General features: G+C 70.9%; 13 protein-coding genes and 1 pseudogene. 5 read left to right on the forward strand and 9 right to left on the reverse strand.

The annotated features are described in order from the left end of the window. Positions 1-56: 56 nt before the first annotated feature. Positions 57-407 carry a UBP-type zinc finger domain-containing protein gene (locus GEV26_RS03015; protein WP_153651692.1) on the forward strand — a complete coding sequence of 117 codons (351 nt, stop codon included), beginning with the start codon at positions 57-59 and terminating at the stop codon, positions 405-407. Between the two features lie 5 nt (positions 408-412). Continuing rightward, a pseudogene (locus GEV26_RS03020) lies at positions 413-2,796 on the forward strand (excinuclease ABC subunit UvrA). Here the strand turns inward: GEV26_RS03020 and GEV26_RS03025 are convergent. Further along, a complete protein-coding gene (locus GEV26_RS03025; protein ID WP_153651693.1) occupies positions 2,769-3,734 on the reverse strand; it encodes a helix-turn-helix transcriptional regulator in 966 nt (321 codons plus the stop codon). The pseudogene GEV26_RS03020 and the gene GEV26_RS03025 sit on opposite strands and share 28 nt — an antisense overlap. An 89-nt stretch (positions 3,735-3,823) precedes the next feature. On the opposite strand from GEV26_RS03025, the gene GEV26_RS03030 reads away from it, so the two are divergent. Continuing rightward, positions 3,824-4,240 carry a DUF1761 domain-containing protein gene (locus GEV26_RS03030; RefSeq protein WP_153651694.1) on the forward strand — a complete coding sequence of 139 codons (417 nt, stop codon included), beginning with the start codon at positions 3,824-3,826 and terminating at the stop codon, positions 4,238-4,240. Positions 4,241-4,243: 3 nt separating this feature from the next. On the opposite strand, the gene fdhD is transcribed toward GEV26_RS03030, so the two are convergent. From fdhD to GEV26_RS03050, 4 genes are all read right to left on the reverse strand, one after another. Beyond that, a complete protein-coding gene (gene fdhD / locus GEV26_RS03035) occupies positions 4,244-5,074 on the reverse strand; it encodes a formate dehydrogenase accessory sulfurtransferase FdhD (protein ID WP_153651695.1) in 831 nt (276 codons plus the stop codon). A gap of 299 nt (positions 5,075-5,373) precedes the next feature. Then, positions 5,374-6,507, reverse strand: coding sequence for an AI-2E family transporter (locus GEV26_RS03040; RefSeq protein WP_153651696.1), 1,134 nt, complete (start codon positions 6,505-6,507; stop codon positions 5,374-5,376). Positions 6,508-6,561: 54 nt separating this feature from the next. Beyond that, complete coding sequence (locus GEV26_RS03045) at positions 6,562-7,242, reverse strand: uracil-DNA glycosylase (RefSeq protein ID WP_153651697.1); 681 nt, start codon at positions 7,240-7,242, stop codon at positions 6,562-6,564. Next, entirely contained in the window at positions 7,239-8,396 is a 1,158-nt protein-coding gene (locus GEV26_RS03050; protein ID WP_243838877.1) for an MFS transporter, read from the reverse strand. The genes GEV26_RS03045 and GEV26_RS03050 overlap by 4 nt, the downstream gene beginning before the upstream one ends. Positions 8,397-8,543: 147 nt before the next feature. On the opposite strand from GEV26_RS03050, the gene GEV26_RS03055 reads away from it, so the two are divergent. Then, positions 8,544-9,674, forward strand: coding sequence for an MFS transporter (locus GEV26_RS03055; protein WP_243838878.1), 1,131 nt, complete (start codon positions 8,544-8,546; stop codon positions 9,672-9,674). A gap of 119 nt (positions 9,675-9,793) precedes the next feature. Here GEV26_RS03055 and ald read toward each other — a convergent pair whose 3' ends face one another. After that, entirely contained in the window at positions 9,794-10,903 is a 1,110-nt protein-coding gene (ald, locus tag GEV26_RS03060) for an alanine dehydrogenase (RefSeq protein ID WP_153651699.1), read from the reverse strand. A gap of 130 nt (positions 10,904-11,033) precedes the next feature. Here ald and GEV26_RS03065 point away from each other — a divergent pair, with 130 nt between their 5' ends. Then, entirely contained in the window at positions 11,034-11,501 is a 468-nt protein-coding gene (locus GEV26_RS03065) for an Lrp/AsnC family transcriptional regulator (protein ID WP_243838880.1), read from the forward strand. Between the two features lie 13 nt (positions 11,502-11,514). On the opposite strand, the gene GEV26_RS03070 is transcribed toward GEV26_RS03065, so the two are convergent. The 3 genes from GEV26_RS03070 to GEV26_RS03080 are packed head-to-tail and all read right to left on the reverse strand — an operon-like array spanning position 11,515 to position 13,672. Continuing rightward, positions 11,515-12,555 (reverse strand): GNAT family N-acetyltransferase, encoded by a 1,041-nt coding sequence (locus GEV26_RS03070; RefSeq protein WP_243838881.1) that lies wholly within the window; start codon positions 12,553-12,555, stop codon positions 11,515-11,517. 36 nt (positions 12,556-12,591) lie between these two features. After that, positions 12,592-13,176 carry a GNAT family N-acetyltransferase gene (locus GEV26_RS03075; RefSeq protein WP_153651702.1) on the reverse strand — a complete coding sequence of 195 codons (585 nt, stop codon included), beginning with the start codon at positions 13,174-13,176 and terminating at the stop codon, positions 12,592-12,594. A 4-nt stretch (positions 13,177-13,180) separates the two neighbouring features. Further along, positions 13,181-13,672, reverse strand: coding sequence for an ASCH domain-containing protein (locus tag GEV26_RS03080; RefSeq protein WP_153651703.1), 492 nt, complete (start codon positions 13,670-13,672; stop codon positions 13,181-13,183). Positions 13,673-13,696: the final 24 nt, after the last annotated feature.

Here is a 13,696-nt window from a genome sequence, read left to right on the forward strand (position 1 = left end):
CGCCGGGCCGGGAGGTGCGAGGATCGGAGCCTCACCTCACTGCCTCAGGAGGAGCCGTGCCCACATCCCAGGACGGCATCGCGCCCACGGTCCCACCGTCCGGCGACGGCTGCGCCGAGTGCCTCGCGGCGAACGGCTGGTGGTTCCACCTGCGCAGGTGTGCCGAGTGCGGGCACGTGGGCTGCTGCGACAGCTCGCCCGGACAGCATGCATCCGCCCACTTCCACGAGACCGGGCACCCGGTGATGCAGTCCTTCGAGCCGGGGGAGAGCTGGCTGTGGGACTTCCGCACGGCGCAGGCCTTCTCGGGTGTCGAGCTCGCCGCGCCCACGAGTCGTCCAGCCGACCAGCCCGCGCCCGGACCGGCCGGCTCGGTGCCCGCGGACTGGCAGTCGAGGCTGCACTGACCGACATGGTGACCTCCCACGACAGCCCGCACCCGGCCGACTCCCACGACCTGATCCGAGTGGTCGGCGCCCGCGAGAACAATCTCAAGGACGTCAGCGTCGTCCTGCCCAGCGCCGGCTCACGGTCTTCACGGGTGTCTCCGGCTCGGGCAAGAGCTCGCTGGTCTTCGCCACGATCGCCGCGGAGTCGCAACGGATGATCAACGAGACCTACAGCTCGTTCGTGCAGGGATTCATGCCGCGGATGGCCCGCCCGGACGTCGATGTGCTCGACGGGCTGACCACCGCGATCATCGTCGACCAGGAACGGATGGGCTCGGACCCCCGCTCGACGGTCGGGACGGCGACGGACGTCAACGCGATGCTGCGCCGACTCTTCAGCCGGCTCGGCGAGCCGCACATCGGCGGCCCCCAGGCGTTCTCGTTCAACGTCGCCTCGATGTCCGGCGCGGGGGCGGTCACGATGGAGAAGGGCGGACGGCAGACCAAGGAGCGGCGCAGCTTCAGCGTCACCGGCGGCATGTGCCCGCGGTGCGAGGGCCGCGGAGCGGTCAACGACTTCGACCTCACGGCCCTCTACGACGAGACCAAGTCCATCAACGAGGGCGCGCTGACCATCCCCGGCTGGAGCATGGACGGCTGGCAGGGACGCATCCTGCGCGGCGTCGGGCTGTTCGACTGCGACAAGCCGATCTCGACGTTCACGGCCAAGGAGCGCGACGCCCTCCTGCACCAGGAACCCATCAGGATGAAGGTCGACGGCATCAACCTGACCTTCATGGGCATCATCCCGCAGATCCAGAAGTCGTTCCTGGCCAAGGACGTCGACGCGATGCAGCCGCACATCCGCGCATTCGTCGAGCGCGCGATCACGTTCACGACCTGCCCCGACTGCGAAGGCACCCGGCTGAGCGCGGAGGCGCGGTCCTCGCGGATCCGGGGCAAGAACATCGCCGATCTGTGCGCGGTCCAGATCAGCGATCTCGCAGGGTGGATCGCCGATCTTGACGAGCCCTCCGTGGCCCCTCTCGTCACGGCCCTGTCCGAGACGCTGGACTCGTTCGTCCAGATCGGTCTGGGCTATCTCTCGCTCGACCGCCCGTCCGGGACGCTGTCCGGCGGCGAGGCGCAGCGGACCAAGATGATCCGGCACCTCGGATCGGCCCTCACCGACGTCACGTACGTCTTCGACGAGCCCACGATCGGACTGCACCCGCACGACGTCCAGCGCATGAACGACCTGCTGACCCAGCTGCGCGACAAGGGCAACACAGTCCTGGTCGTCGAGCACAAGCCCGAGGCCATCGCGATCGCCGACCACGTCGTCGACCTGGGTCCGGGCGCGGGCACCGCAGGCGGGGAGATCGTCTTCGAGGGGACGGTCGAGGGGCTCCGGGCCAGCGACACGCTCACCGGACGGCACCTCGACGACCGCTCGAGGGTGAAGGAGACGGTGCGCCCGGCCTCCGGCGCGCTGGAGATCCGCGGCGCGAGCACCCACAACCTGCGCGACGTTGACGTGGACATCCCCCTCGGGGTGCTCACGGTCGTCACCGGGGTCGCCGGCTCCGGCAAGAGCTCGCTGATCCACGGCTCGGTGTCTCTGCGAGACGGCGTCGTCGCTGTCGACCAGAGCGGCATCAAAGGGTCGAGACGCAGCAACCCCGCGACGTACACCGGCCTGCTCGAGCCGATCCGCAAGGCGTTCGCGAAGGCCAACGGCGTGAAGCCCGCGCTGTTCAGCCCCAACTCCGAGGGCGCGTGCCCGACGTGCAAGGGAGCGGGCGTCATCTACTCCGATCTCGGGGTGATGGCCGGCGTCGCGACCCCCTGCGAGGACTGTGAGGGCAAGCGGTTCCAGCCCGCGGTGCTCGAGTACACCTTCGGTGGCCGCACCATCAGCGAGGTGCTCGCGATGCCGGTCTCGGAGGCCGCGCAGCTCTTCGGCTCCGGCGAGGCCCGGGTGCCCGCGGCGCACAAGATCCTGCTGCGGCTCGAGGACGTCGGCCTCGGGTACGTGAGCCTCGGCCAGCCGCTGACGACCCTGTCAGGAGGAGAGCGCCAGCGGCTCAAGCTGGCGACGCACATGGGCGCCGATGGGGGCGTGTTCGTGCTGGACGAGCCCACCACTGGTCTCCACCTCGCCGACGTCGAGAACCTCCTCGGGCTGCTCGATCGCCTGGTGGACGCGGGCACGTCGGTCATCGTGATCGAGCACCACCAGGCCGTCATGGCGCACGCCGACTGGATCATCGACATCGGTCCCGGTGCGGGCCACGACGGCGGCACGGTCGTCTTCGAGGGCACCCCGGCCGATCTCGTGGCCGATCGGTCCACGCTGACGGGTCAGCATCTCGCGGCCTACGTGGGGGAGCCGGCCCGCGCGTAGCGGGCGGCCAGCGCCTCGAAGGCCGCCGCGAGCTCCGGCGGGCCGACCACCTCGATCTCGGCATCGTGCCGGCCGAGCAGCGCGGCCAGCCCGATCCACGACCATGCGCCCTGGACGAGGCGGCAGCGATCCGCGCCGAGCGGCTCGACCGCGCCGTCACTCACGTACGGCGACACCTCGGCAGCGGGCCGGTGAACGACGACCTCGCCCCGGCACGGCCAGTCGGTCGTTCCGTCGGATCCGCGGAACCGGCCGTTGACGAAGGCGGCGAGGTCGCCGCCGGGAACCTCGCGCGGCTCGAACCGCGGACCGTTCGGCGTTCGCGGGGCGATGCGGTCGACGCGGTACGTCCGCCAGTCCTCGCGCTCGAGGTCCCACCCCACCAGGTACCACCGGCCGCTGCGGGCGACCAGGTGAAGCGGCTCGGCCCGTCGGGGCCCCGGGCCGCGGGCGCCGGATGGCGAGGCGTAGTCGAACCGGAGCACCTCCCGCCTGCGGATCGCGGTGCTCAGCTCGGCCAGCAGGCCGGTGTCGACGGGGGGCGTCTCCGGCGGGCCGACGGCGGTGACCTCGACGGCGTCGATGCGGTGGCGCAGGCGCGCCGGCATGACCTGCCGGACCGTGGCGAGGGCGCGGGCGGCGGCTTCATCGATGCTCGCCCCCGAGGTCGCGGCCAGCCGCAGCGCGACCGCGAGGGCGACGGCCTGCTCGTCGTCGAACAGCAGCGGGGGCAGCTCGGTGCCCGCCTCCAGCCGGTAGCCGCCGTCCGGTCCCTTCGACGCCACGACGGGATAGCCGAGCTCGCGCAGGCGATCCACGTCGCGGCGGACGGTGCGCGCACTGACGTCGAGACGGTGAGCCAGCACCGCACCCGGCCAGTCGCGGCGTGCTTGCAGGAGGGACAGGAGCGACAGCAGCCGGGAGGAGGTCGTGGTCACGGATCTCAGTCTGCTGGCAGAAGGGGACAGAACCTGTCCTCTTCTGTCGAGAGTCTGGAGGGACCAACCACACAGAAGCGGAGCACCACATGTTCGACGTCATCCCTGAGCTCAACTGGCTTGCGATCCTGCTGTCCACCGGCGTCCTCGCCGTGCTGGGCGGAATCTATTTCGGGGCTCTCGTGCCGCGGCAGTACGTCGCGGTGCTGGGGCGCCAGGACCTGCCCGCGCCTGAGCCGGGCCTCGTGACGTACGCGGGCCCGGTCACATGCATGTTCGTGGTCGTCGTGACCAACGCAGTCCTGATGGCAGCCCTCGGTGTCGAGTCGATCGGGGACGCCTTGGCGTTCGGCGCGATCGTGGGCGTCGGCTACCTCGTCGCCATGGCGTTCAACATCGCCATCAACCCGAGCTTCCCGCGCCCGCTCGCGTACGGGCTGCTGAACACCCCGTACTTTCTGGGCGGCAGCCTCGTCAGCTGCGCGATCCTGCAGCTGATGGGCTGAGGGTCACTCGGAGATGCGGTGCGCTCCTGCGTACGCGTTGAAGGCCCCGCCCCGGCTGAACCCCACGAGCGTCATGCCGGCCACCTCGGCGTGCTCGACGGCCAGCGAGGAGGGCGCGGACACCGCGGCGAGCACCGGGATGCCGGCCATGTGGGCCTTCTGGACGAGCTCGAACGACGCCCGGCCGGAGACCTGCAGGCTCATCCCGCGCAGGGGCAGGCGTCCCTCGCGCAGGGCCCACCCCACGACCTTGTCGACCGCGTTGTGGCGTCCGACGTCCTCGCGCAGGCACACCAGCTCGCCGGCGGCGTCGAACAGGCCGGCCGCGTGCACGCCGCCCGTGCGGTCGAAGACCTTCTGGTGCTCGCGCAACCGGTCGGGAAGGGAGCCGATCAGCGAAGCGGGCCAGGTCTGGTCGTCGTCCACCCGGCCGAAGTGCGTGGCCTTCTCGACCGCCTCGATCGAGGCCGTGCCGCAGATGCCGCACGAGCTGGACGTGTAGACGTGGCGCTCGAGCGACAGGTCGGGCGGCGCGGTGTCGGCGCTCAGCTGGGCGTCGACCACGTTGAACGTCTGCAGGCCGTTCTCATCCGTGCCGGCGCAGAAGCGCAACGACACAAGCTGCTCCGCGGACCAGATGACGCCTTCGGACACGAGGAAGCCGGCCACCAGGTCGAAGTCGTCGCCGGGGGAGCGCATCGTGACCGAGAACGAGCGGCCGTTGACCCGGATCTCGAGCGGCTCCTCGACGGCGAGGGTGTCCTCGCGCTGGACTGTCGCCGCTGTGGGGTCGAAACGGGTGACGCGCGTGCGACGGGTGAGACGTCCGGCCATGACAAGAACTCTACGTCGCACAGCCCCACGCGCTCGCCGAGAGCCGCGACGTGGGCCGGCGCTGATCGGCTCGGCGGTCCCGACCGGGGGGACCGAGGATGAGGGTTCTGGGTCGCTGGGGTTGCCACAAACCCTCATCGTCCGTCCGGTCCCGACCCGAGGAAGAGGGTTCTGGGTCGCTGGGGCTGCCGCAAACCCTCATCGTCCGTCCCCTTCGGCGTCGACGACGAACCGGCTACCGGCGAGGTGCCTCCGGCGGCTCACCGCCACGCCCGGGCGTGGGAGTGGGCGTGGAGTGGTCAGTCGTCCCTGGACGGTTCGGCCGCTCGGGCGTCTTCCTTGGGAGCCAGCACCGACACCGAGTCGTCGATGCGCTCGTTGACGTAGCGCAGGATCTCCGCGACGCTCGCTGCCACGGGGACTGCGAGGAATGCGCCGGTGATGCCGAACATCGAGCCGCCTGCGGTGACGCTCATCAGCACGACGGCGGGGTGCAGATTCATGTTCTTGCCCTGCAGCAGCGGCGACAGCACGTTGCCCTCGAGCTGCTGGACCGCGACGACGATCACCAGGGCGATGAGTGCCGCCTTGAAGTCGTTCGTGACGATCGTGACCAGGACGGCCAGGGCGCCACTGACGAACGCGCCGACGATCGGGATGTACCCGCCGAAGAAGGTGATGACCGCGAGCGGCACCGCCAAGGGCGAGCCGAGGATCCACAGGCCGCCGCCGATGATGATCGCGTCGATCAGCGCGACGAGGGTCTGGGTGCGGATGAAGCCGCCCAGCGTCGCCCACACCCGGCCGAGGACCTCCGACAGGTGCGCGCCGGTGCGCTGGCCGCCCAGGGCGTTGAGCCAGGGCAGGAACTTGTGCCCGTCCTTGACGAAGAAGAACGTCAGCATCAGGACGAGGATGATGTTGACGATGATGGACGTCGCCGTGCTGAGGGTCGAGAAGACGCCCGAGCTGATCGCGGTGGCGCTCGACTGCAGCTTCTCCTGGACGGCCTCGATCGCCCGGGAGATCTGGCCGTCGGAGAGGTTGAGGGGCTCGCCGGTGACCCAGTCCCTGACCTTCTGCAGGCCGTCGGTGGCGTTGGACGCGATCTCGCCGGCCTGTCCTGCGACCTGGGGGGTGAGGACCGCGATGACACCCATGAGGGCGGCGATGAAGCTGACGACGACGAGTGCCGCGGCCAGGGCGGAGGGCCAGCCCTTGGACCGCAGGAACGCGACGGGGGGCCCGAGCACGGTGGAGACGATGAGCGCCATCGACACCGGGAACAGCACGATCCACACGTGGCCGATGCCCCAGCCGATGACGTACGCCGCAGCGGCGATCACGATGATGCGCAGACCCCACCGTTGCAGGTTGCCGAAGCCTTCGTCGATGACGACGCCTCGATCTCGGATCCTCTGGTTCTCAGCCACGGATCCACCCTAGTGGTCCTCGCCGCATGTGCCGACCTGCGGACGTCGCCCGGGCTATCGGTCGGCGAGGCTCCAGTCGACCGGCTCGGCCCCTTGTGCGACGAGCAGCTCATTGGCCTTGCTGAAGGGCTTGGAGCCGAAGAATCCCCGCGATGCGGACAGCGGGCTCGGGTGGACCGACTCGATCGCGGGCACGTCGCCGAGCAGCGGCCGCAGGCTCTGCGCGTCGCGGCCCCACAGGATCGCGACGAGGGGTGCATCGCGTGCGACGAGGGCCCGGATCGCCTGCTCCGTGATGGCCTCCCAGCCCTTGCGACGGTGGCTCGCGGACTCGCCGGGGCGGACTGTCAGCACGCGGTTGAGCAGCAGGACGCCCTGCCGTGACCAAGGCGTCAGGTCGCCGGACGGCGCGGGTGGGATGCCGAGGTCGGCCTGCAGCTCGGCGTAGATGTTGACCAGGCTGCGGGGCAGAGGCCGGACGTCCGGCGCCACCGAGAACGACAGCCCGACCGGGTGCCCGGGGGTCGGGTAGGGGTCCTGCCCGGTGATGAGCACCCGGACGTCGGCCATCGGCTCGGCGAAGGCCCGCAGGACCAGGTCGCCCTGCGGGAGGTACGAGCGTCCGGCAGCGATCTCCTCACGCAGGAACTGCCCCATCGCGGCGATCTGGTCCGCGACCGGCTCGAGGGCCTCGGCCCAGTCCGGCGCCATGAGCTCGTGGAGAGGTCGGTTCATCGTCGGGACTCCTCGGAGGTGGCCGGTGCCAGTGCGCGCGGTGCCAGCAGTCCCGCAGCGAGGCAGCCGACGATGGGCACCGCGAAGGCGGTCGTGAGAGGGACCCAATGGGTCAGCAGGCCGATCACGGACGGGCCGGCCAGCAGGCCCAGGTAGCCCATGCTCGTGACGCGGGCGAGATACGTCCCCGAGGCGGACTCGTCGACATTGCCCGCGGCGGAGAAGAACTGCGGGACACAGCCCGCGAGGCCGATGCCGAAGACGCCCCACGCCACGATCGCGAGCTCGGCGTTGGGGGCGAGCGCGGCGCCCAGCAGGCCGGCGGCACCCACCAGCGCCGCCCGCCCGACGTACACCGCGGGTCCCCAGGCGGCGACGACGCGGTCGGCGAACAGCCGCACGATCGTCATCGTGATCGAGAACGCCCCGTAGGCGAACGCCGCGACGGTCTCGCTCGAGCCGAGCGAGTCGCGCAGGTGCACGGTGCTCCAGTCGTACGCGACGCCCTCGCCCAGCAGAAGCGCGAACGCGAGCAGACCCAGCAGCAGCACGCGCGACGTCCACGGTGCGCGACCCCGCGGGGGCGCGTCCTCGTGCACCGCGGGTGCCGCGATGAGGGACGGGCGCAGGGAGAGCGCGACCACGACGCCGAGCACTGCGGCTGCTGCCAGGCTCGCCCGCACGTCGACGTCCAGCGCGATGAGCGTGCCGCCCAGGATCGACGCGACCAGGCCGCCGAGCGAGAACAGTGCGTGGAACGCCGACATGATCGGGCGGCCGTACGCCCGCTCGACCACGACCGCCTGCGCGTTCTGCGACACGTCGACGATGCCGTTGAAGAAGCCGACGACCGCCAGGGCGAGCACGAGCTGGAGCCCGTCCGTCGCGAGCGCCGGTCCGGGGATCGTCAGCGCGAGGGCCACGGCGGCCGTCGTCACGACGGGTCGGCTGCCGAGGCGGTCGATCGCCCGTCCGGCCAGCTGCATGCCGACCCACGCGGACGCGCCGAGGACCAGGAGCATCAGCCCGAGATCGGCCTGGTCGACTCCCGTGCGGTCCTTGATCGTCGGGATGTTGACGACCCACATGCCCAGGACGAAGCCGTTGAGCGCAAAGACTCCGGACGTCGCGCGGCGGGCTCTGGTGGGGGGCACCGGACGAGCGTAGCCCCCGAGGGGAGGTCGGGGTGGGCACCGTAGGATGGTCCGGCTGTGTCAGCAATTGCCTCCTACCGCGCGCTCCTGCGGATCGTCGGGCCCGCCTACATCCTTGTAGCCTTCCTCGGGCGAATTCCGCTTGCCATGAGCCAGCTCGGAGTCCTCGTCCTGGTGAGCGAGGCGACCGACCGCTACGGCGTCGGTGGCGCCGCGGCAGGCATCCTCGCGGTCGCCAACGCGATCGGTTCACCGATCTTCGGCGCGCTCTCCGACCGCATCGGCCAGCGTCCGGTCGTGCTGGTCCAGTCGCTCATGGGCGCGGCGGGCCTGGCCGGGATCGTCGCCGTGACGGACTCGGACGCCTCGCGGGTCGCGATCTTCGCGATGGCCGCCATCACCGGCTTCGCGATCCCCCAGGTCGGGCCGCTCGCGCGGGTGCGCTGGCGTCCGATCACCAAGGACAAGGGTGACCAGCGGCGACTGGTCGATGCTGCGTTCTCGTACGAGGGCGCGGCCGACGAGGCGTCGTTCGTCCTGGGCCCGGCGACGATCGGCGTGCTCGCGATCATCGCCGAGCCGTCCGGCGCGCTGCTCGCCGCGGCAGCTCTGCTGGCGATCTTCGGCTCGTGGTTCGCGATCCACCCCACGTCCGCGCTGGTCGCTCGCCGGTCGGCCACCGGCGGCGTCACGAGCGAGCCGCTGTGGACCGGCGTGTTCGTGGTCCTCGTCCTGGCGCAGCTGTGCATCGGCATGATCTTCGGCAGCGTCCAGACCGGCACCACGGTCCTGGCCACGGCCGAGGGGCAGGCGGGTCTGGCGGGCCTCATCCACGCGGTCCTCGGGATCGGCAGCGTCATCGCAGGTCTGGCGATCACGGGGCTGCCCGAGCGCGTGCTGTACGCGACCCGGATGGCCGTCGCCTCGGTCGGGCTGCTGATCCTGACCGCGCCGCTGCTGCTGGTCGACTCGCTGCCGGCGCTCATCACGGTCATCGCTCTCATGGGCTTCGCCGTCGCGCCCTACATGATCAGCAACTTCGCGCTCGCGGGCATCCTCGTCCCGGTGCGCAAGGTCAGCACCGCGATGACGATGCTGGCCGGCGCGACCGGCATCGGCTACGCGCTCGGCGCGGCCGTGGCCGGACGTCTCGCCGACGAGCATGGGCACACCGCGGCGTTCGCGGTGACCGTGGCCGCAGCCGGCCTGGCCGTCGTGATCTCGCTGACCTCCAACAAGGCCCTCCGCCAAGCCGTCCCCGTCGACCAGGGCTACTGACCTCCCGGGTGAGGTTTCCCAGGAGAACCCCGGAAACCTGCACGTCGCGCAGGGCGCACCAGGGGTGAGGCGCCAGTTTCCGAGGATCTCCTGGGAAACTGCGGCGGGGCGGGGCGCGGTCAGAGGGCGGCGAGGGGGGTGGCGTCGAGGCCCAGGGCCTCGCCCACGGGGCCGTTGACGAGCTTGCCCTCGTGGGTGCTGAGGCCGCCGGCGAGGGCGGCGTCGTCGGTGACGGCCCGGCGCCAGCCCTTGTCGGCCAGCGCGACCGCGTACGGCAGCGTGACGTTCGTGAGGGCGTACGTCGAGGTGTGCGGCACCGCCCCGGGCATGTTGGCGACGCAGTAGAAGATCGAGTCGTGGACCGGGAAGGTCGGGTCGTCGTGCGTCGTCGGCCGCGAGCTCTCGAAGCAGCCGCCCTGGTCGATCGCGATGTCGACGAGCACCGATCCCGGTCGCATCGTGGCGACCAGGTCGTCGCTGATCAGCTTGGGGGCCTTCGCGCCGGGCACCAGCACCGCGCCGATGACGAGATCGGCCTGCTGGACCGCCTTCTCGATCGCGAACGCGTTGGAGGCGACCGTCGTGATCATGCCGGCGAAGCGGGCGTCGACCTGGCGCAGCTTGGTCACGTCGAGGTCGAGGATCTCGACCCGCGCGCCCATCCCGCGTGCCACCTCGGCGGCGTTGACGCCGGACACGCCGGCGCCGATCACCACGACGTCGGCGGGGTAGACGCCGGGCACGCCTCCGGGCAGGACGCCCCGACCGCCGTTGCTGGCCATCAGGTGCTGGAACCCGACCTGGGGGGCCAGTCGCCCGGCCACCTCCGACATCGGCGCGAGCAGCGGCAGCGAGCGGTCGGCGAGCTGCACCGTCTCGTACGCGATCGAGGTCGTCCCCGACGCGAGCAGGGCGTCGGTGCACTCGCGGCTGGCCGCGAGGTGCAGGTACGTGAACAGGGTCTGGCCCGCGCGCATGCGGCCGTACTCCTGCTCGATGGGCTCCTTGACCTTGAGCACCAGCTCGGCGGACGCCCAGACGTCGTCGGGCGAGTCCATGATCTTGGCGCCGGCGGCGACGTACTCGTCATCGGTGATCGAGGAGCCGAGGCCTGCGCCCTGCTCGATCACGACGTCGTGGCCGTGACGGACCAGCTCGTGCACGCCGGCGGGCGTGATCGCGACGCGGTACTCGTGGTTCTTGATCTCGCGGGGGACGCCGACCAGCATGATTCGCTCCTTCGAAGGGCTTTGTCCCATGGTGAAGGTTCTACGGATGTCGTGGCAACGGTCGGAAGAAGATTCTGTAGAGTCGGGGATGACCGCACCATGTGAGGCAACCGAGGTGACAGGAGTGCCCGTGGCGAAGGATGTTCGTGAGCTGGACGACATCGACGAGCGCATCGTCGCGGCGCTGCGCCGCGAGGGACGGATGCCCAACAACGCGCTGGCCGACAAGGTCGGCATCGCCGCATCCACCTGCCTGACCCGCCTGCGCAGCCTCATCGACCGCGGAGTCATCGCGGGCTTCCACGCCGAGGTCGACCCGGCCTGGCTGGGCAGGCCGATCCAGGCGATGATCGCGGTGCGCCTGCGCAGCGACGCCCGCGGTGCGATCACGGAGTTCTCCGACCGGCTCGCCGGAATGCCAGAGGTGCTGAACGTCTACTTCCTCGCCGGGGCGGACGACTTCCACGTCCACGTCGCGGCACGGGATCCAGAGGACCTGCGGTCGTTCGTGGTCGACCACCTGAGCTCGGCCCCCGAGGTGGCCCTGACCGAGACCAACCTGATCTTCGAGCACAAGCGGGGCCGCCTGGCCGAGTGACCTCGGGCGGTGCTCAGTCCTCGATCCGGATGTCCTTGAACCAGGAGTCGGTCGCGTAGTCGGTCTCGAAGCCGAGCGTCAGGTACAGCTGGTCGGCCTTGGTGGGGGAGTCGGCGTCGACCTCGAGGCCGACCCGGTCACGGCCGCGGGCCGCAGCGTCCGCAATGGCCACGCCGAGCAGCGACTTGGCCACGCCCCGGCCCCGTGCGGACCGATTGACGCCGATGTACTCGACGTACGTGCCCTCGGCCCCGCCCTCCTTCGCGGTCAGGACCGAGCAGACGAGCGTCCCGGCAGCGAGGGGATCGCCGCCGTCCTCGGGATCGACGTACGCGAGCCACCAGTGGTCCCAGCTGTGGCCCGGGTCCTCGCGGAGCCGCTGGACGAACTCGGGGAAGCTCTCGCGATAGGAGTTGAAGTGGTCCTCGAACGACTCCTCGAGCATCTGGTGGACGACCTGGAGGTCGGCGGCGACCGGCAGACCGTTCTCGTGCCGCTCGACCCGGCGCACGGTCACGCCGGCCCGCGGCTCGAGGGCCGCGTCCTCAGTCGCCACCGGCCGCTCCATGTGCAGCCACGTGCGCCGCTTGGCGTAGCCGGCGTCCCGGAGCCAGCCGGCCTGGCGGTGGTCGCCGGCGAACGGGCTCTCGTCGAGGCGGGTCTCGGTGACGCCCCGCAGACGTGCCATCGAGACCGCGGCCGACTCGGCCCAGCCGTAGAACGCAGCAGCGATCTGGTCGACCTCGGGCACGTCGCGGTCGAAGTAGCCCCACACGAGCGCGCGGCCCGCAGCCCGGTCGTGCACCGTGATCCAGGCGCGCGGCACGTCGTCCTCACCCACCGCGACGATCTGGCGCCGGGTCCAGGACGCCTGGCCGGCGACCTCGGACTCGATGCCGGCCGGGTCGATGTGCGCCTCGCCGGTGCCCTGCAGCTCGTCGAGACGGCGCAGCTCGACCAGCGCGTCGATGTCGGAGAAGCCGGGAACGCGAGCGCGCCACTGTCCGGGAAGGGTAGGCAGGTCCTGGAGGGAGTCGCTCGTGGTGTCTGTCATCGGGACCATTGTCGCGGATCGCCGGTGCCGCGTGGGTCAGTGGTCGAGACGGGACGTCAGATGGGCCCGCGCGGCAGGCCATTCCTCGTCGATCATCGAGAACAGGACGGTGTCGCGCCACGTGCCGTCGCGGCGGAGCCGGTGCTTGCGCATGACCCCCTCGCGCTGGGCTCCGAGACGGGCGATCGCCTGCTGCGAACGCTCGTTGAAGATGTCGGTGTGCCAGACCACGCGGACGCAGCCGAGATCGTCGAACGCGCGGGTCAGCAGCAGGAGCTTGGCCTCGGTGTTGATCCCGGTGCGCCAGTGAGCCGAGCCCAGCCAGGTGAAGCCGATCGCGACGGTGCGCAGGGTCTCGTCGACGTCGTAGTACGTCGTGAGGCCGGCGACGCGGCCCGTGGACGTGTCGACCTGCGCCCAGGCCACCAGCGCGGGATCGTCCAGGTAGCGGTCGACGAGCGCGCGGGCCGCCTGCAGATCCTTCGGACGCTCGAACGACAGCCACCGGAAGACCTCGTCCGTGTCGGCCGCGGCGAGCACCCCCGCGGCGTGATCGGGCGTGAGGGGCTCGAGGCGAACGCGTCGGCCGGTCAGGGTCACGGCATGGTGAAAGGTGGGCATCGGATCACCGCGGGTAGAGGACGCGGAAGCGTTCGAGGACGACCGGCATGGCCGGGTCGAAGCCGCGATCATGGCTCGCGTGCTCGGTGAAGAAGCGTCGGTGCACCTCGCGCCAGTGCTCGAGCGAACGATCGCCCTCGCCCTCGAGGTGCGCGTGCTCGGCATCGACCGTCTCGAACGGCACCACGTCGACCCGCATGACCTCGATCAGCGCGCGGGGGTGCTGCGAGCCGTCGAGGACGATCGCGAGGTCACCGACGCGGGGCAGCTGCTCGTCCTCGTGGACGTAGTCCCACTCGGCGCTGGCCGTGGCGGTCTTGGTGCCGTCCAGCACGAGCTGGATGAGCTCGTCGGCCTGCTCAGGCGTGGCGCCGAAGGCCCAGGCCGGTGGGACGAGCGCCTCGCCGGAGAACGTCCCCAGGTAGCCGGGCACGGGATTGGTGCGGGTCTGGTGGCGTGCCACCGACCAGAACGCGTCGAGCTCGTCGGCAGTCATCCCCCGACCCTATCCACGGACCGC

Origin of the sequence: Aeromicrobium yanjiei (assembly GCF_009649075.1) — a bacterium.
Classification (GTDB): domain Bacteria; phylum Actinomycetota; class Actinomycetes; order Propionibacteriales; family Nocardioidaceae; genus Aeromicrobium; species Aeromicrobium yanjiei.